The 20337-nt window shown below is 38.7% G+C and carries 8 protein-coding genes; 3 read left to right on the forward strand and 5 right to left on the reverse strand.

From position 1 onward, the window contains the following. The 3 genes from P9M13_09455 to P9M13_09465 form a co-directional block, all read right to left on the reverse strand. On the reverse strand, nt 1-3069 hold the full coding sequence (locus P9M13_09455; GenBank protein MDP8263507.1) for a glycogen/starch synthase: 3069 nt from the start codon (nt 3067-3069) through the stop codon (nt 1-3). A gap of 308 nt (nt 3070-3377) precedes the next feature. Then, on the reverse strand, nt 3378-4538 hold the full coding sequence (locus P9M13_09460) for an efflux RND transporter periplasmic adaptor subunit (GenBank protein ID MDP8263508.1): 1161 nt from the start codon (nt 4536-4538) through the stop codon (nt 3378-3380). A gap of 91 nt (nt 4539-4629) precedes the next feature. Continuing rightward, nucleotides 4630-7068, reverse strand: a complete 2439-nt coding sequence (locus P9M13_09465) for a TolC family protein (protein ID MDP8263509.1) — start codon at nt 7066-7068, stop codon at nt 4630-4632. A gap of 517 nt (nt 7069-7585) precedes the next feature. Here P9M13_09465 and smc point away from each other — a divergent pair. Further along, complete coding sequence (gene smc / locus P9M13_09470; protein MDP8263510.1) at nt 7586-11413, forward strand: chromosome segregation protein SMC; 3828 nt, start codon at nt 7586-7588, stop codon at nt 11411-11413. 149 nt (nt 11414-11562) lie between these two features. On the opposite strand, the gene P9M13_09475 is transcribed toward smc, so the two are convergent. Together P9M13_09475 and P9M13_09480 are read right to left on the reverse strand one after the other, a co-directional pair. After that, nucleotides 11563-12483: a TIGR01212 family radical SAM protein gene (locus P9M13_09475; GenBank protein MDP8263511.1), complete on the reverse strand. Its 921-nt coding sequence runs from the start codon at nt 12481-12483 to the stop codon at nt 11563-11565. A 323-nt stretch (nt 12484-12806) separates the two neighbouring features. Continuing rightward, nucleotides 12807-13793: a FecR domain-containing protein gene (locus P9M13_09480; protein ID MDP8263512.1), complete on the reverse strand. Its 987-nt coding sequence runs from the start codon at nt 13791-13793 to the stop codon at nt 12807-12809. Nucleotides 13794-13993: 200 nt separating this feature from the next. Between P9M13_09480 and P9M13_09485 the strand changes: the two genes are divergently transcribed. Together P9M13_09485 and P9M13_09490 are read left to right on the forward strand one after the other, a co-directional pair. Further along, nucleotides 13994-17164, forward strand: a complete 3171-nt coding sequence (locus tag P9M13_09485; protein ID MDP8263513.1) for an efflux RND transporter permease subunit — start codon at nt 13994-13996, stop codon at nt 17162-17164. 102 nt (nt 17165-17266) lie between these two features. Further along, nucleotides 17267-20317, forward strand: coding sequence for an efflux RND transporter permease subunit (locus P9M13_09490; protein ID MDP8263514.1), 3051 nt, complete (start codon nt 17267-17269; stop codon nt 20315-20317). Nucleotides 20318-20337 lie beyond the last annotated feature (20 nt).

A 20337-nucleotide genomic window follows, 5' to 3' on the forward strand; every position in this document is an offset into this window, starting at 1 on the left:
TTACGTGCTTGACTCGACCGCTACCGGAAGTGGCTCAACAATAACTGGTTCTGCCTTGAATTGTGGTATATTTGACACATCAATATGATAATTCTTCACAATATATCCTTGATGCTTATCGCTATATACTCTGTTATTATCCCACTGGCCACCTTTATAATTTATTGCAAATGAAATAAATTGATTCCCAAACGGTATATCACGCTCAGCGATATAATACCCGCTCTTTTCATCAAACAAGAGTATATCGTCCTGAATATTGTACCACGGTGCATTTGAAAGAGTACTATCAGCCGTTCCCCACCTAATAACATTCGGAACAACATCCCTGTTTTTCGGATGCACCAAAATTCTAATTTTTTTACTTCCACTGCCATCAGTAATAACGCGGAAACGGAAGTAAGGATACTCTGTGATAATACTCTTATTTTCAACATTTGTAGCCCACTGCTTGATATATTCTGCAGCTACTTGTGATGCTTCAAGCACATTACTTATGTAAATTGAATTAAGCTGGTATTTTAAAATATCTCCGCTGTTATAAAGATCTACAAGCATCTCAAAAGACTCTAAATACGCTTCAGGTGTACTATCACTGGGAATAACAGTATTTCCTGAGCCTTCTTTATAGTTAATCGGCTCACCTTGAATACCAATGAGTCCTTCCCAAAACGGCGGTGAAAACTGCAGCCCGCAATTTGCTGATACATCGGCCTCAGTATATTCACACGCGCCTGTACGACGTTCAGAATCCTGCACCTGGACATCAGACGCTGCGAGAAGCGCTATCTGTTCATCAATGCTGAAACTCGGTATAAATATCAGTTTTCCTTTTTTGCCGTTTGTTTCCATTTCACGATTTAATTTATTTGCAAGTTTTCTCATTTTTCTTCCCATATCCTCACTAGCAGGATACGGCTGCACATTTCCAAATATAACTACCTGAACGCCTTTTCCCAGAAGAACCCTGAGATTTTCATCAACAAAAGCTCTGTTTCTCCCTCCTTTTTCCGGAACAAATCTGCCCGAATAACTGACAACCATAAGATTAGGATCAATGGGATTAGTATCCGTTAGTATACCCTCGGCCTTTAATATTTCATTTTTCTTGCCCAGCAATAATTCTCCGAGTTTTCTTTTCGCTTCTTTCTTTACTTCATTGATCTGGAAAGTGGTGATACTACGCGCCATTTGATCAAAAGTAGTTTCGGACTGGCTTTTATCGCCGTATTTTTCGTGGTATATATTCCTAAATTGAGTGGTAGAATAATTAAGATCGTCTCCGTTTGTTACCCCATAGAGCATCTTTAACATGGGATCATACCCTTGGACCTCATAGGCATGAATACCGCTCACTCCCTTGGTATAATCTGATCCACGCAACCCTATGCTTGCCATATCAACTTGTTTCTCACTATTTACCATAAGCCAATGATACTCACGAGGAATACCCATATTGGTAAAAATGCGTGCCCACCAGTCCTGATAAGCACCCTTAAAGCCACGGTTACGATAGGTATGGGTTGTTCCTGACAATAATGTATTGTTAACGATCTGATCAGCAGGATTCTGCACCCTATCCATTTGAGCCCATGCCGAAAGCAAGAGGGACTGGCTGTCATTCAAATCAACCACCGCACCTTTCCATTTCTTCCCAAGTGTTTCCTTTCGTTTAGCTTCATTCCACTTAATGAATTTCCATGCGGCTTTCGTAAAAAACTCCGTAAACATATAGTCTTCAACCGCCTCTAAACTGTCACTGTATTCGTAGAGCGTTTTAACAAAATACGGATCATCTATACCAAGTGATTTTTCAAGGTATTCTTTCTGTTCGCTTGTGAGGTTATCTCTTATCATATAGGTAACCATTTCTTTACCATATACGTCACGGACACCTTTATACACCTCTACAACCACATCATCAGTCACTAACCCGTCTTTTCTAAATATAACTTCTAACGGAAATGTATATATTTTTTCAACTTGCGATAATGGGACCCCGATTGCCAATTTATCAGGATCTGAGTTTGTATAATCAACTTCTCCTAATGTCTCTTTATCTACACGTTTATAACGATAATAGGGCTCAACAAACACTACATCAAGCCCAAGCTTCAAAAGGCCTTCTGTATGATACTTCATAACTCTGCCCAGTCCGCCTTTTAAAGCGTGTCCTTCAGGCGTTACCATGTACACTTTTCTCCCCTTCATATCAGAAAAGTATCGATCAACCCATGTTTCGGCCCATTTTCTCAGTTGCACTTCACTCACACCTTCTTTAGCAAGATACAATTGTAAATAAAGAGAATATGTAAGCGGGGCAGCGTATAAACTATCACCTTCGTCAAGTGTTTCTATCCATTTCACCAAATCCCGCTGATCCGCTTGTGAGAGTAATGCAACAGCCTTACTTATTGGATAACGCGCTTCAATAGGAAACTGTTCTTGAAGAGCTGCAGCGTGAGAGAGTTTATCAAATATTATCCGTAATTGAGAATAATCATTCTTTTTTCTACATGTATTCAGTGTCCCTGCTATCATTTTTCTGATGTTTTGTATATCAAACGCCCATACAGCAGCTATAATAGGATCCGTAGCCAAATCATAATATTCTTGATCATCTTTTTTAGCGATATACTTAACGATCCCCTTATCCATAAGTGACATCAAAAGATAGCCCATGTACCTGTAATCTTTATCCGGATGAGGATCGCGGTTGATCCCGTATTCCTTTAATTTTTTTGCTGTACTTGCAAATAAAAAGTCTTTAGGAAGTTCATTCTTTGTATCAAAAAATATCGAGCACATAACCTGCATTTCGAGCCAATTGGGTCGGTATGGCTTGCGAGCATCATATACTTCCTGCTTTGGATCGTAGGGCGGATCAGCTACTGTCGTATATGTTTCCTTATACGTTGCTGTATCTGTATCGTCGCTTGAAATATCAGTTAATCTCGATTTAAATGTGGTCTCTGGGGCAAGATACTGATTTGTCACACATATTCCATGTGAAGAACACATGGCAATATAAATCAGTGTAGTTATAAAAAATACAGTATGTTTTCTCATATTATCCGTCTCACTGCTCTTATAAACGTTACCCCTATATTATACATGAATTTGTTCACATGTCAATAGGCTGAGACGGAAAAGTACAAATAATTTGGTGCTTTAAGTAGGTCTTTCTTAGGAAACATGTAGCGTTTCAAAGTATTAAGTCTACGAATAGAAAACTGCCCCAACAAGGATTATAGAGATGTACGAGATTAATTTAATGGTTACAGCAACCATCTAAACAAAATGATAGGCAATGGGACAAAAAAATTCCCCTCGATAATGAAATCGGGAGGAATTTTATATTTAATTTTAAAATAACTCTATTCCTGTATATCTACAACTTCAACCTGTGTCTCTGGCTTTAATTTCTCTTTTGCATCAATAACTACCAATTCACCAGGTTTGAGACCTTCATCAATTTGTGCATTATCAGTTGTTGCATACCCTATTTCTACCTCACGAGGCTCTATTTTGTTCTCTTTACTTATCACATTGACCATGTATCCACCCTCGCCTTTATTAAGCGCAGATGTAGGGATAACTATTGTGTCGTCTTTTTCATATACCTTTATGATAACCCTAGCAAACATACCCGGAAGTAGTAATATATCAGGATTAGGTACCTTGGCCTTTACCGTTAGTGTTCTACTCCCCTGAACTGTTGATGCAATACTGTAGACCTCACCGGTAAATTCCCTATCAGGATACGCATCTACCGTAACATGTACCGGCAAACCTTGTTTTATCTTCTCAACATCTTTTTCAATAATACCCATCTCAATCAAAACATCTTTGACTTCAATCAAGCTGGCAACCTTCACTGAGCTCGTCACGTATTCACCAGGTTCAATGTCTTTTGAACCAAGAATACCGTCACGATTAGCATGAAGATATGTCTTCTCAAGCTCCTGATTTGATGACTCCAACTCTATACGTGCAGCATCAAGCGCTTGTTTAGCTCTGTCATATTCAAGTTTTATCTCATCAAGCTTCAATTTTACTATAGCATTTGCTTTGTAGAGCTTTTCATGTATTTCAACTTTTTTACCAGCAGATAAAAGATTCGTCTTCGCGGTATCAAGTTTCGACTTTCTAAATTGAATTTTCAAATCAGCGTCACTATGCCCCAACTCAGCAATTATCTGACCTTTTTTAACGAGATCACCTTCTCTAAAATTAAAATCTTTTACACGTCCTGCTGTTTCAAAACGCATATTAACAGTACTCGATCCTCTCACTGTACCAATGTTAGGAAGATTATCCGCATAGTTTTGTTTTGATGTTTTATACGCCTTTACGCGAGGCAATTCACGCTCTTGTGGAGCCTTCTTTTTCTCAGCTTGTTCTTTCTTAGCCAGCTTTTCTTTTTCTTTTGAAGATTGGAAAAAACCACTTTTATTGACAACAAACATTATGGTCAAAAAAACAATGATAATACCTATTACTATTGGCACTTTATTTGTCTTTTTTGCCTGTTTCATAACAATCTTTCTTTAAATTACAAAATTAAGCGGGGTTTTTATAACCCCGCTTAATTAGTTTACATTACTACACAATTATCTACATTACAAACTAACGTGAACCACCTTGGAACAACTGCTTTACCATATCGCGGGTAACAAGATCTTCTGCATTAGGTTGAAACGGCTTCTGATCAGCTGCACTCTTGAATGGTGAGTTACTGAGCGATCTATGGCTGACAGAATCGAACTTCCACACCTGCCACCATTTTTTCTGTGTAGCGCGTGGAGCTGTAGCTTTGCCTTTTGCCCACGGCATCCACCACATATTCTTTGGCTTGACAATGCCAGTCTTTGTGTCTTTTTCCCATGTTTCCCACCAACGATCTTTGAGTGTTGCCTGGGTTGTACCGTCTTTTTCCCAGATATCCCACCATTTTTCGTCAGGTTTAACAGACTGAACGATTTTTTCTGCTCTAGAAAGTTCCGCAGCATAATTGCTGATATTATTTTTAGATCGTACAAGTTTTCTTCTCGAAATATTTTGATCGATAAGTGACTCTTCTATCTTACCTGATAATGGATCAAAATATCCTGTTACACCAACTGCTTTATTGATCTTACAAATCGAGATGAAATAGTTCATTGATGCTCTATTAAAACCAGTCTTGTGACCATTTGAGCGAATTTTTGAACGTAAAACATCCGCTAATTTTGCTTGGTTGAGATCGTACTGTGATTTAGCAATCTTTACTTCTTCATCACCAAGTCTCACTTTTCCCAAAAACCCATCAAGATTAAGTTTTGCTTTTTGATAATCAAAATATGATTTCTTAACCTCAAAATCGATAGATTTCTTTGCTTTATACATTGCTTCAAGAGCTTTATGATACGCAATTTGAGCTTGCACTACACTCATTGTTGCAAAATTATCAAAAAGTCTTAAAGTTGTGGTAATACTTTCAAAACGGTTAGAGGTTGTCTGACCAGCTGATGGAGCTTTGTCCTGATTAATGAATGATTCCTCTAACGTGTGCGGCCCAATAGGAAGACTGGCTTTAAGCCCGATAAAATATTCTTTTAACATATCAAGCTTTGTTCCATAATTTGCTTCCCTTTTGAGTCCATATGCACCAGTAAGGTCAACTTTTAAACGCCCCTTACTCTTTGAAATTTCAACACCATATTTATAGAACTGCACCATAAGTTCTTTGATATAGAAATCTGAGCGGTTGTTATATGCAAGTTTCAAGCAATCATCTAAATTAATTACAAATGATTCATATTCGCTCTTGGTCAGTCTCTGTACCGGAGCAATATCGAATACTGTTTCAGAATCAATATTAAGAAGATGTGCTAATGTCATTTTTGCAAGTTCTAAGTCGTGCTGAGCGCTTCTCTCTTTAAAAGAAACGTCATCATGCTGTGACTGGATATTTAAAACGTCAACATCCCTCGCAGTACCAATCTTCTTCTGGTTTACGATCGCATCTAAGTCACCTTTTGCAGTAACATGCATTGTTTCATGGCTTTTAAGATTTGCTTTCGCATTTGCCATTTGGAAGTATGCCTGCTCAACTTCAAATGTAAAATCGTCTTTAACTTTATCATAATTTTTCACTGAAACAGCCAAGCTGATCTTTGACTGACGCACCGTATTAATGAGTCGTCCACCTTGATATATCGGCTGTTGTAATTCAACTGCGAATTCTCGACCACGGAAATTTTGACCTCCAGGAACAGAACCTTCGATCTCTTCTTCTTTTAAGCTTGCGCTTGGGAAGAGACCTCTTTTTGCCTGAGATACTTTCATCTTAGCAAGAAGGACTTCTTCAAGAGCCACACGCATCGGCTTATGATTTGCAAGTGCTATCGTAACACAATCCTTTATTGTAAGCATTGTATAATCAGCCTTTGCCTGAGGAGCAAGAGGAGCTGTTATCACCTCAGCCTTAATTTCTGGTGTCATCGGTGCAGCAACCATCAGTCCTGGGATTTCCATAATGCCAGGAGAAACGGCTTTTGGCATTTCAACTGCAATCTCATCAGATATCATCTGCGGAGCTTTCTTTGCTTCTGCTCTTTCTATATATCTTAATGCTTTTTTATTTGCAGGATCACTTTCAAGTACGTTGTTCCATGAAGATATCGCCATGTCATAATCGCCATCACGATAATATTTTTTACCTTCATTTAATAATCGCACTACATCCGTCTGATCTTCAACAACAACCGGAGCGGCTGCAATAGGAACCATTTCAGGTTTTTCTTTTTCAACTTCAACAATAATTTGTTCTTCTATAATAAGCGCTTCACCTTTTGCTGCGTCTCTTTCTGCTACAATATCAGATGCATACTCTTCTGCAGCAGCTTCAGCATCTGCCTTGTCTTCCGCTGATGAAGCTTCAGTACCATAAATTTCTTCTACCTCATAGCCTTCAATATCATAGTCTGCTGTCATACCATTAAGTGACAAACTGAACACAGTTACTGATGCGACCATGAATGACAATACGACAAACCTGACTTTTCCCAGTTCCCTCAGATTCATTCATCTCCTCCTTTCAAATATTGGAAGTCTTTTGTCTTTCTTTATAGATACAATTATCCTAATACAAATTAATTTGGGAATATCTTACATTACTCAGAAAATTTGTCAATATTTTTTTATTTAAAAATAATTCATTTAAACCATAGCGGTACTATTTCTTAAATATTACGTTCTTACGCACTACACATCTACATTCATTAACGATCAGATAAAAAATATTTGTTATATATTTTTATCTATACATTCTTTTTATTCGCACACATAGGTTAATAAGATTGACAAGGAATTTACATGTATGTGGATAAATTTATTTTCAGATTTTGAATTTATTATTTGTTTAGAGTTTAGGATTTTCTTTAGGGTCTGTAGTCTGTGTAAGTGGTTCGTTGCATATCACTGTATAGTGTTTTTTCTCTTTATTTTTTCTTGACAGGCACAATATATAGTACTACTATCTTTCAAAAGAAAATTTATTCGTGACTTTTAAGCTAACCCGTAAAATAACGACTATATAACAATGTACTTTAAGCGAATTGAAATAGCTGGCTTTAAATCCTTTCTTGGAAAAACCGTCCTTGATTTCGAACCCGGTATCGCTGTTATTGTTGGCCCTAATGGCTGCGGTAAGAGCAATATCTCTGATGCGATCAGATGGGTTATTGGCGAGCAAAGCGCTAAGCTTCTCCGCGGCGCCCGCATGGAAGATGTTATTTTTAACGGTGCCGACGATAAAAAACCCCTCAGTATGGCTGAAGCTTCCATTACACTTGCTGATTGTGATAAGGACCTCCCTCTCGGATATAATGAAATAACGGTAACGCGCCGTATTTACCGTTCAGGTGAAGGTGAATACTTCATAAATAAGACCCCATGCCGATTAAAAGACATTAACGAGCTCTTCATGGGTACCGGTGTTGGAAAACAAGCATACTCAATTATTGAGCAAGGGAAGATCGGACAAATACTTTCAACAAAACCTGAAGAACGCCGACATATTTTCGAAGAAGCCGCAGGAATCACAAAATATAAAAGCAGAAAACGTGAAGCATTACGAAAAATCGAACATACCGAAGAGAACCTTATCCGCCTTAACGACATCATTAAAGAAGTGAAACGGCAAATCAATTCCATTAATCGATATGCGAAAAAAGCTCATGAATATAAATCTGTGTACGATGAACTTAAAGAACTCGATATTCATTATAATTATTATAAATACTTTGAGCTCAAAGCAGCTGCCGACGAAACGGCTAAACAAATAACTCTGATTAAAGAAAATGAATCGCAACATACGAGCCGTATTAGAGAGCTCGAAGAAGCATCAGACAAGGTTCGACAAGATCTCGATGTTTTAGAACAGTCGATCATGTCTTTTGAAAACGATCGCTTGTCAACTTCAGAAGCAATAAACCAGACTGAAAGCGAAATAACGTTACATGAGGAACGCGTGCGAGACCTAAAGCTTCTTGAAGAAAATGCGCTTAAAGAAATTGAGGCACTCAAAGAAAATCTTGGTCAGTTTGAAGCACAACAAAAAGGATCAGAAGAAGAATATACGCGTATTAAAGAATCAAATGTAGCACTCAAAACAATTATTAAAGAAAAGCATGAGCAGATCCATGCTTATAGTACACGCATCAAAGAGAAGGAAATGGAATTAGCGAAGAATAAAGAAGAATCGTTTGAGATGCTCTCCGTTGAAACAAGAACGCGCAATGAATTCTCAAACTTTCAAATGGAAAAAAAGAATGTATCACTTCGTAAAGAGAAACTACATGTTGAAAAAAATGAAATTATCGATCAGTGCGAATCAATAGACGCAGAATTCACAGCACTTAAGACAACTATAGACGAAGAAGAAATTTCTACTCGTTCACTCCGAGAATCTATACATGCTTTAACACACACTCAAAACACTATTTCTGAAGACGTAAAACAGCACACCGAAAAAATTCAACACTTGAAAGAGCAATTATCCGAAAAACGTGCAGATCTAAAACTGCTTAACGAACTTAAAGAACGATTCGAAGGTTATGATACAGGAGTGCGCTCAATACTTGAAACATGTACACAGGGAACAGCAAACGGTATCATAGGCCCCATAGCAGACTTTATCGAGATTAAGCCTGGGTACGAGCTTCCTGTGCAGCTTGCCCTTTCTCAAGACATGCAAGACATTCTGACCGATGATATAGACTCTATTAAGGATCATATTTCGTATTTAAAAGAACATGGAAGCGGACGAGCATCATTTATTCCCTTTATCGACTTTAAATATCGCATTAACACTGAAACCAAAAAAGATACTTTCGAGCACCTTTTACACAATCCATCCGTAAAAGGATTCGTTGCAGACTTTATCCAGTGTAAAACAACCTTTAAAGACATCATTGAGTTTCTCTTTAAGGACACTCTTGTCGTTGACACATTCGATTCTGCACTTAAACTCATTAAGCATGAGAACTTTAATTGCAATATCGTTACGCTTACCGGTGAAATGATTGACAAAAATGGTATTGTACGCGGCGGGAGCATACCGAAAGAAGAGCTCGAAATACTCAAACGTGATAATGATATCGAATCTCTCATCAAGACGATTCAAACACTTGAAAATGATATAGAAAACAACTCAGCCCTAAAAGATAAAGAAGAACTCGAACTTAAAAAGATTGTAGACGACATAACAGTCCAACGTGAAAAACTCAGAGAAAGCGAAGTGCTTCTCGGCACAAAAAAGAATGATTTTGATAAAGTCCGTTCACAAAAAGAGCGTTTACAGGATCATCACACTGTCATTGTTTCAGAAATAAAAGAACTATTCTCTGAAGACGAAAAAGTGACCCAGGAGATTGAAAAGCTCAATACCCTTTTAAACGAAAAAGAACAGGCAAACGTCACACTAAAAGTAAACCTTTCAGATATCGAAGCAACACTTACAGAGATCAACCGGGAAAAAGATGAACTCGCCGAAGAAATGACTCGATACAAAATTGATCTGGCATCTTCTGAAGAAAAAGAATTTAACACACAGGCTGGGCTGGGTAGAATTATTGAAGACCTTGCTTCAAAAAATGCATTACTCACCAGTCGCACACAGGACTGTGCAAGCTATAACGAGAAACAGATTGAATTTACACATTCCATTGAGGCGGCAAAAAATAAACTGTCATCCTTAACGGTAAAAAAAGAAGGCATAGAAAAATATCTTGAAGAAACAAAAATAAAAAAACGTTCGTTTATTAATGAACTATCCGAAATTGAAGAAGAACAAAAAGAGCTTAGATCTCTTTTAACATCATACAGCGAAAAACGTATGCAGCATGAGATTAAAATATCTGAAACAAAAATGCACCTCTCAGCAATGATTGAACATGTCAGAAAAGATTACCACATTGCTCTTGATGAGGTCTCTCTCTCTCTTGAAGAAAATACTGATTGGACTGCAGTCGAAGAGCGGATTGAAGAACTGAAAGCTATTCTCGAAAAAATCGGACCGGTGAACCTTGCCGCTATTGAGGAAAATGAAGAATTAGAAAAACGACACGCATTCATGGTCAAACAGCATGAGGATCTGGTCAAAGCAAAAGAAACATTAATGAAAGTTATCTCAAAAATCAACTCTACAACTCGTAAGCTTTTTATCGATACCTTTACCCAGGTAAGAACTAATTTTCAGGAAATGTTCGTACACCTCTTTGGCGGCGGTAAAGCAGATCTCATATTGGGAGATGAATCGGACATACTTGAGACAGGTATAGAGATCATTGCGCGGCCTCCGGGAAAGAAACTGCAAAATATTTCTCTTCTTTCCGGTGGAGAGAAAGCGCTTACTGCAGTCTCCCTGTTATTTGCAATATTCAAGGTAAAACCAAGTCCGTTTTGCGTCTTGGATGAAATTGACGCACCGCTTGATGAATCAAATATCGGCAGATTCACCGACGTCTTAAAAGACTTTGCTAAAGAATCACAATTTATCGTTATTACACATAACAAGAAAACTATTAGTTCTGCGGACATCATGTACGGAATTACTATGGAACAGATGGGTGTTTCTAAGGTTGTTTCCGTGCGGTTCTCACCAAAAAGAGATAAAGCTGAAAAAGAGGTGCAAGAAACATTACCTATCGAGGGTGTTCAAAAACCGTTAAGACACGAGCTCCGCTATGATGATGACTTGAGCTCTATTGATAAAGAATTAAATATCGAAATAAAAGAACCACTTTCACAGACTACTGACCTCAGTCAACAGACCTCAGACGTCAGACCAGAGACTACAGACACCGTACCTCAAACATCTGACAGCATACCACAGACTACGGACGTAAGACCAGAGACTACAGACTAAATCGTTGTTCATATCTCGTGATTCGTGAATCGTACCAAAGAAATCAATAAGTGAATTTCTCTAGGTGTACTCCCAATGGGGCCTCCAATTAAAAATAATACGCTATCCGCTAAACGCTATATTTAGTATATTATCTTATAGCATATAACTTACAGCTTACGGCTAAACTTTATTCCCTGGTAGGTATTTCTTCTTTCGAATTCCTTATCAATCTTATGTAACACCGGGGCTTTTTCCGTTGTCCACAGTGGTGCAATAAGTTTTCCGCTCGGCCCATCCCCCATCACCCGCTGAACAATTATACAAGGATCTAAATGTTCCAAAAAATCACATACTAAACTTACATACTCATCCACCTCAAAAAGGGGTGTTCCACCCTTTTTATATTTTTCTTCCAACACTGTGCCCTTAACAATGTGTAAATGATGAAGCTTCACTCCTTCTAAACCTAACTCTGATATCTTTTTTGCCGCAGATATATAATCTTCATGCGTATCTCCCGGCAACCCGAGAATAATATGCGCACATATATTGATACCTTTTCTCTTTTTAATGCGATTAATGGCATCGTATATTTCATCAGTACCGTGTCCCCTATTAATTGCACGAAGCGCCTTATCATTAAATGATTGGATGCCGAGCTCGATCCATACTTCGTACTGCGCAGTATACCCCTCAATTACATCTAACACAGGTTCGCTCACACAATCTGGTCTGGTACCGATCGCTATTCCTACAACACCCTCATGTTCATTAACTGTGCCATAAACCTCGTTTAATTTATCAGGATCGGCATAGGTATTTGAAAATGCCTGAAAATAAGCAATAAACTTCTCTACCCCATACCTCCTACTGAGAAACTCTATTCCCTTCTCTATCTGCTCTGATACACTGCTATTTTCAGAGCAATATGGAGCGCGATTACCGCCTTCGTCACAGTAGATACACCCACCTGTTGATACGGTGCCATCCCTGTTTGGACAGGTGAAACCGGCATCAATGGATATTTTATATACTTTTTGACCATACTTTTTTTTAAGATAAGTGCTGAACTTTGTGTAGCATTCCATATTAATTTAGACCCCAACTACATATTATTATTCAGCTGTAAGCTTTAAGCTGTAAGCTATATGTTTTAAGCTCCAATAATCAAATAGCAATTACCAAACAAATTTCAATACACAATGACTAAAATACCAAACCATATGTTTGATTATTGGTAATTATTTGCCCCGAGAAATTTGAAAAATTCCCGGGATTTAGTCCCTTGGGGAGAAATTGGTATTTGGTTATTGGTATTTAAACGAGATACGATTCACTAATAACGAACCACGAAAAAAAGCCCCGGGATTGTATTCCCAGGGCTTTTTTGTTTTTCTATTAATCAAATCAATTATGGATTTGATGGACTATCTTCTAATATTTCCTGAATCTGTTTTTTATTTAGAAAATTTAAACTGTTGTTTGTTTGACTAGGATCTGGTTGATTTGCATCTCCTCCACCAGTCTTTTTCTGTGCGTTCTGCGCAGCTTGCGCTGCTGCATTACGAACCGGTGGTAACTGTGATGGAAGCGCAGCTTTCATGCTCCCAGAATCGTCAATTGTTACGGTCATTCCCGCTTCAAATGTATGTGTCTCACTATATCTGCCTGAAGAAGTAACAACAACACTACCTTTTGTTACCGCAATAGTCGAACCAGTTGCATCTGTTTCTACCGCATTTGTCGGATTAATAGCAATTGTTGTACCATTTGCCATTACTACATCTACATCACCTGACAAACCCTCAATGCTAACGTTACCATTTGCATCAACACTTACCTGTATTGAATCACCGTCACCAAGACTGACGTTCGGACGACTATCACCAGCACCAAGCTCTACGAGAACTAAACCTTCTTCAGTTAAAATCTGTACCGTACCATCAGCAAGAACTGACAATGATACTGTTGTTCCCTTTACCGCTGCAACTGCACTTGGGGTAACAAACTCTGTCTTTGTTGATGTTCCCGGAGTAATCTTTGCCCACATGTCACCAACAAAAAGTTTAATTCTTCTCGTTACCTGTCCCGAAGATTCATCTTTAAGATCTGTTATTGTTGTCACACTATGATCTTTTATCTTTAATATCGATCCATCAGGATATACTATATCTGCTGTACCGTTTTCAGTCTTAATGCTATCTCCGCTACCCAACTTAACATCACTTCTCTTTATTTCAACCCACTTATCTGAATCTACGGTTTTCACCAACACTTTACCATCATACGATGATATTACAGCTGATGCATCATCTGCATATAAACTTCCCGCTGTTACAAATCCTATTGCCACAAAAACAGCCACTGCAGAAACACAGAGTTTCTTATAAAAAGACATGCCCACCTCCCGTTTGGTTTTCTATATTTATTTTCTAGAAGAATTGTAGGATAAATACAATTATACGTCAACAAAAATCTAACAATATTATCATCTTTTATCATTTCTTTTTTTATTTGATATTTTTGCCATATTATATTAAAATATTAATTGTAAATATACATTGAGAATATTACTTAAAAAATACAAAAGGGATATATATGAACCTTGCAGAATTTGCTGTAAAAAAGCCCGTGTCTACCATGATGGCGTATCTTGGCCTATTCCTTCTCGGACTCCTTACTTACACTATGATTCCTCAAGATCTTTATCCGCCGATCACGTTTCCACAGCTTACTGTTGTTACAAACTACCCGAATGCTGCCCCCGAAGAAGTGGAAAACTTGGTCACTAAAGTTATTGAAGAAGCGGTCAGTACCGTTAAGGGCGTAAAAAATATTCGCTCGGTTTCACGTGAAGGCACCTCTATGGTTCTTGTTGAGTTCACCTGGGGGACAAAACTGGATTTTGCTTCACTTGCCATGCGTGAGAAGATCGATTTAGTTAAGTCGCGTCTTCCCCGTGATGCCAACGAACCGATTGTACTTAAATTTAATCCGTTTGCGCGCCCAATGATGGTATTGAGCGTTACCGGAAATTATTCACCCGAAGACCTCCTGAAAGTATCGGAAAAAATACTCAAGGACAAGCTCGAAAAAGTAAAAGGCGTCGCTTCAGCAGGCTTAAGTGGTGGTCGGGAACGGCAAATATTCGTTGAAATCAATCAGGCGCAGTTAAAAGCGAGTCGCGCCGATATTCTCTCAATTGTCCAGTCACTAAAGGATTCAAATCTTAACTATCCCGGCGGATCAACAAAAGAAAAGTTTTATGAATATCTTATCCGGACAATGGGAGAATTCGAACATGTCTCTGATATTGGTAAAACAGTGATTACGCTTGAAGATGCGAAGGATCAAAGAAGACGAGACCAAGAAAGAAGTACCGGCGGCTGGGACCAACTTCAAATTAAAAGCGATAAAGACCGCAGAGGATTCCAGAAAAGAATTATCACACTAAATGACGTGTCAGTCATAGTGGATGACTTCAAAGAAATTGAAAGTTATTCCCGCTATAACGGTAAAAATAATATTTCTATTGCAATACAAAAACAAACCGCAGCAAACACCATAAAAACCGCAGAAAAGGTACGTAAAGAGCTCAAAAAACTCCTTCCCATGCTTCCTAAAGGAGTGGATGTAGACATTGTTTATGACCAGTCGATCTTTATTAAAAATTCTATAAGGGGTCTTTTTGATAATGCGTGGCAAGGCGGGTTGCTTGCCTTTATCATCTTATTTCTGTTTTTGAGGAGTTTTGTAAATTCGCTCATTGTTATCTTTATTATCCCAACTTCAATCCTGGCAACTTTTTCGCTGATGCATTTTACCGGGGTCTCGATCAATATGATGAGCTTGGCAGGGCTAGCAATGGGTGTCGGTATGATTATTGATAGCGGTATCGTTTTAATCGAAAATGTGTCTATCAAGAGGGAAGAAGGAATGGGACAAAAAGAAGCAGCAATTTCAGGAACATCGGAACTGGCTAAACTCGTTATTAGTTCGATACTCTCAAATGCTGCCGTGTTCTTCCCTATGATCTTCGTTATCGGTATCGCCGGTCAGCTGTTCAAACAATTATCAATGGTCGTTGTATTTATCCTGCTTGTATCGGTACCAATCGCTATAACTATTGTTCCCCGGCTGTATAGCATGGGAAACAGACCATTTGTAAAAAAACCAGAGTTTGGCATCATTCTTATTGCAAGAAAACTTTACGATAAAGCACTCAACATCTTTCTCAACTTTCCTATTACAAGTCTTCTTGCAATTTTTGTTCTTTTTATGTCCAGTCTCTTCCTTATGTCAAAACTTGATTTTACCGCTATGCCAAAAGTCGATGAAGGTAAATTCTCCATTAAAGTTGATATGAGGACCGGCACAGTTCTCGCTGTAACAAATGCGGCTGTTGAAAAAGTCGAAAAGATATTACTTGAAGCCCCTGAGATCAAAGATGTCACTGTGAGGGTAGGATCAACAAAATCGACAAAAGCCGGGGCATCCCTTGAAACACTCGGCAGCAATCAGGGTCAGATCATGCTAAACATGAAAGAAGGTCTAAAAATATCGACAAATGATTTTGTGCAACAGATCAGAGAAAAGATCGACAAACTGCACTTGAAAGAAGCGACCATAAACTATATCGTGCAAGACAGTGAAATAGGCTCTGCATTTGCCGGTGGGGCAGATATCGTTATTGATGTCAAAGGACCAAGACTTGATACCCTTGAAAAATTCACTAGAGAAATAAAAGCAGCACTTAAAAAAATACCGGGACTTACCAATATTAAAGACACCGTTCCAAAATCCGCACCTGAGACAAAAATATTGGTAAGAAAAGATAAAGCCGCTTCATACGGGCTTTCTGTTAAAGCAGTTGCAGAAACCGCACTCTATGCCGTCAAGGGTGTTGTCCCCACAAGGCTCAAAGAAGGAGGACGCGAAATCGACATCATGGTACGTATGAGAGAAGAAGACAGAAAAAATATCGATACATTGAAAAAATCTATTTATATTAAGACACAGCAAGGATTTGATGCCCCATTAAATGATGTGTGTACCCTCAAAAGCGGCATGGGACCCAGCGAAGTCATCCGACTCAATCAGAGACGAACCATAAATGTTCTCGCGAATATCTATGGAAGAAAACGTGTTGAAGTTGAACAAGAAGTTGAAAAAGCACTGAAGAGCATTATTATGACTAAAGCAGAAAAAGAAAACTACACCATTGATATTGGCGGTGATAGAGAAGCAACTCAAAAATCGATACAGAGTCTTGTATTTGCACTCATATTATCAGTACTCTTGATCTACATGATCATGGCAAGCCAATTTGAATCGCTCTGGCAACCGTTTATTATCATGTTCTCAATTCCCCTATCGATCATCGGTGTTGCAGTAGCGCTATATGTGACAAATACCCCATTATCCGGCGTGGCTTTTTTCGGTATCATTATACTTGGTGGTATTGTGGTCAATAACGGCATCATTTTGATAGAGAATTTCAACATGCTTAGAGAAGAAGGTGAAACACTCCGTGAGGCACTTGTTGAATCAGGCAGAAAGAGATTTCGCCCGATTATCATGACCGCTTTGACGACACTTGTTGCGCTTATCCCGCTTGCGCTTGGACTTGGTGACGGTGGCGAATTAAGAGCCCCAATGGCTCGCGCTATTATTGGTGGCGTATTTGCCTCAACTCCGCTTACGCTCTTAGTTATACCAACAATAATATTAGTAACCGAGAGATTATTTACGAAATTAAAGAAAAAATAAAGTGTGATTCTTTTTCGATGAACGATAAACAATCCCCTACGGGGACAATACTCAGAAAAATTTACTTATTAATTTTATGGGTGTGAACGATAAACGAGTTTTATGAATTTACCGCAATTTTCAATTAAACGCCCTGTATCCATGCTCATGGTGTTTACGGGCATTATACTCTTTGGTATTGTCAGCTATACAAGGCTTCCTGTAGAGCTGATGCCCAACATGTCTTATAAAACAATCTCCGTTATTATTCAGGCGCGCGGTGGTATCCCTCCCACTGAAGTTGAATCCCTGATAACGGTCCTTGTTGAAGAGGCACTGTCTACCGTAGCAAATCTTGAAAGCCTCAGTTCAACCTCAGAAAAAGGGAAAAGCACCGTAGCTCTCAAATTCCAGCCGGGAACAGACATGAATTTTGCTGCGCTTGAAGCGCGTGAAAAGTTTTCTAAGATCAAGAACAAATTACCCAAAGATATCGAGAAGCCCGTCATTGCAAAATATGAAGAGAATGATGTCCCTATCATGATCCTTGCGATCACGAGTACAAACAAAAGTTATACTGTTGAAGAAATCCGAAAGATCGTTGAGATAGAGATCAAAGAACGTATTTCTCGTGTACCGGGCGTTGCAAATGTAGACTTGGCCGGCGGCCGTGAAGAAAAGATCATTGTCGATGTCGATGAAGAACGCCTCAAAGCATATAAACTCCCAATGAATGAAGTAGTCAATAAGATCGGCATCGAAAACGTATCTCTTTTAGCGGGTTCCGTAAAAGATACCAGGATGGAAACAAAGATCCGAACAGCAGGTCTTTTTTCTGATATTAAAGAGGTTGAACAAGTCTCCATAAAATCAACAAAATCAGGTTCACTTATCAGGTTAAAAGATATTGCAAAAGTAAAACGTGATTATATGGAGCCCCAGGGATATTCTCGTATCAACACAAAAGGAACTGTATCACTCTATGTTCAACGCGAAAGCGCGGCAAATACTGTTTCTGTCGGTGCCGGTGTAAATAAAGTCTTGGAAAATTTAAAGCCGACACTTCCAAGACATATCAGAATACTTACCGTAAGTAACCAGGCAGATTTCATACTCCTTGCTATCGGTGAAGTAAAAAAAGCACTTGTCTACGGTTTTGTTCTTGCTACCATTATTATCCTCTTATTTCTGAGGAACATCTTTTCCGCACTTATCATTGTCATGGCAATACCGATTTCAATGATGGTCACTTTCGCATTGATGTATTTTACGGGCATCACTTTGAATGTAATGACATTAAGCGGACTTGCGCTCGGCATTGGTATGATGCTTGATAACTCTATTGTTGTACTCGAAAATATCTTTAAGTTGAAAGAAAAAGGGGGCGAACCGGTAAAAGCTGCAATTGATGGTTCTAACGAAGTATTGATGTCAATTTTTGCGGCTACCATTACCACAATTATCGTATTCTTACCGCTCAACTTTGTTTCAGAACAAATTAAAATACTCTATGGCGGACTTGCTATTACCGTAACCTATGCCCTTATCGCGTCGCTTTTTACCGCGCTTACAATGGTTCCCCTGCTTGGATCGAAAATGAAAGAACTTAAAAAAAGCACATCAGGCACTGCTCAAAAAAAAGGACTTCACAAAATATTTTTCAAATATTACCGTAAAATTCTCGTCTTAGTTATCAGATACCGTTATATTGCAATCATTTCAGCATTTGCACTTTTTATTGTTTCACTTTACGGGAGTCAATCACTTAAAAAAGAACTTTCCGGTGGGTCCGAACAAAGTAGGTTTACCATATTTGTTGAACTTCCTGACGGTGCACGATTAGAAATGTCTGACATTGTTGTAAAAGAAGTTGAAAAAGAAGTCAGCAAAAACCCTGATGTCAAAAGCGTGCAATCACGTGTTGAAGGATGGTCCTCAAAAGTATATGTAAACCTTAAACCGGAAAAAGAACGTCAGAAGCAGATGGCAGATATTGTAGAAGGACTTCGACCAAAACTCTCCAAACTCGGTAAAGCACAAGATGCATTTATCTATTTCTCGGCGGGACAAGAGTCGGGAGGAAAAGAAATACTTATAGATATTTACGGCCATAGTTATGACACACTCAAGAAACTGGCAATCAAGATATCAAAGGAAGCTGGCAATATCAAAGGACTTGTTGATACAAAGATCAGAATCACTGAAGGTCGTCCGGAATATCGCTTTTATGTTGATAAAGATGCTGCGGCCCTCGCAGGACTCACCACTCGAGATATTGCTGAAGAAATACATGCCAAGATACGAGGATTGCGTGCAACCGCCTTTCGCACCGAAGGGCGCGAAATTGAAATTATTGTACGAGACGATGAAAAGTACAGAAAGAACAAAAAAGATATTCAACGATTCGCCGTTTTTAACAAAAATAAAAACATGTTCTATGTTGATCAGGTAACACGGTATGAACCAGGTCTTGGACCAAGTGAAATATGGCGCAACAACAAGAGTAGAATGATACAGGTAAGCGCGACAGTTACCAATATGACCATCGGTACCGCAATGGAAAAAGTAAGCGAAAAGCTTAAAGACTTTGAGTTCCCAAAGGATTTTTATTGGGAATTTGGCGGTAACTACGCAAAAATGCAGGAAAATCAAAAACAGCTCTTTGTTGTCTTCCTTCTTTCTGTTCTCTTAATCTATATGATCCTTGCCTCATTATTTGAATCGTATATTCAACCATTTATTATTCTTACGGCAGTGCCGCTGGCTTTAATCGGTGCTATCGCCGGACTCCTTATGACACAAAAACCGGTCACTATGGGAGTACTCGTTGGGGCAATTATGCTTGCTGGTATTGTTGCAAGTAATGCGATCATATTGATCAGTAAGATCAATCAGCTTATGGCAAGTGGGTGTAATCTGTATAAAGCGCTCATATCTGCCGGAGAAAGCAGATTACGGCCTATTATTATGACTGCAGCATCTACTGTTATAGCGCTTTTTCCTATGGCCGTCGGTCGGGGCGGAAGTTCCGCGCTGTGGGCACCTTTGGCTATCACCGTTATGGGGGGTCTTATTACATCAACGTTTCTTACCCTTCTTATCATTCCCGGCATCTATTCTATGATTGAAGATATTAAAAAGATAAAAGCTCGCCCGGATGAGGAGCTATCATAAAACAATTCTTTAAAAACCCG

Source organism: Candidatus Ancaeobacter aquaticus, from assembly GCA_030765405.1.
GTDB classification, from domain to species: Bacteria; Auribacterota; Ancaeobacteria; order Ancaeobacterales; family Ancaeobacteraceae; genus Ancaeobacter; species Ancaeobacter aquaticus.

What these genes read in the sequence shown, in the direction of transcription:
- P9M13_09485 (MDP8263513.1), top strand. Translation starts at nt 13,994, where the DNA reads ATGAACCTTGCAGAATTTGCTGTAAAAAAGCCCGTGTCTACCATGATG.
- P9M13_09460 (MDP8263508.1), bottom strand. Translation starts at nt 4,538, where the DNA reads ATGAAACAGGCAAAAAAGACAAATAAAGTGCCAATAGTAATAGGTATT.
- P9M13_09480 (MDP8263512.1), bottom strand. Translation starts at nt 13,793, where the DNA reads ATGTCTTTTTATAAGAAACTCTGTGTTTCTGCAGTGGCTGTTTTTGTG.
- P9M13_09475 (MDP8263511.1), bottom strand. Translation starts at nt 12,483, where the DNA reads ATGGAATGCTACACAAAGTTCAGCACTTATCTTAAAAAAAAGTATGGT.
- P9M13_09490 (MDP8263514.1), top strand. Translation starts at nt 17,267, where the DNA reads ATGAATTTACCGCAATTTTCAATTAAACGCCCTGTATCCATGCTCATG.
- smc (MDP8263510.1), top strand. Translation starts at nt 7,586, where the DNA reads ATGTACTTTAAGCGAATTGAAATAGCTGGCTTTAAATCCTTTCTTGGA.
- P9M13_09465 (MDP8263509.1), bottom strand. Translation starts at nt 7,068, where the DNA reads ATGAATCTGAGGGAACTGGGAAAAGTCAGGTTTGTCGTATTGTCATTC.
- P9M13_09455 (MDP8263507.1), bottom strand. Translation starts at nt 3,069, where the DNA reads ATGAGAAAACATACTGTATTTTTTATAACTACACTGATTTATATTGCC.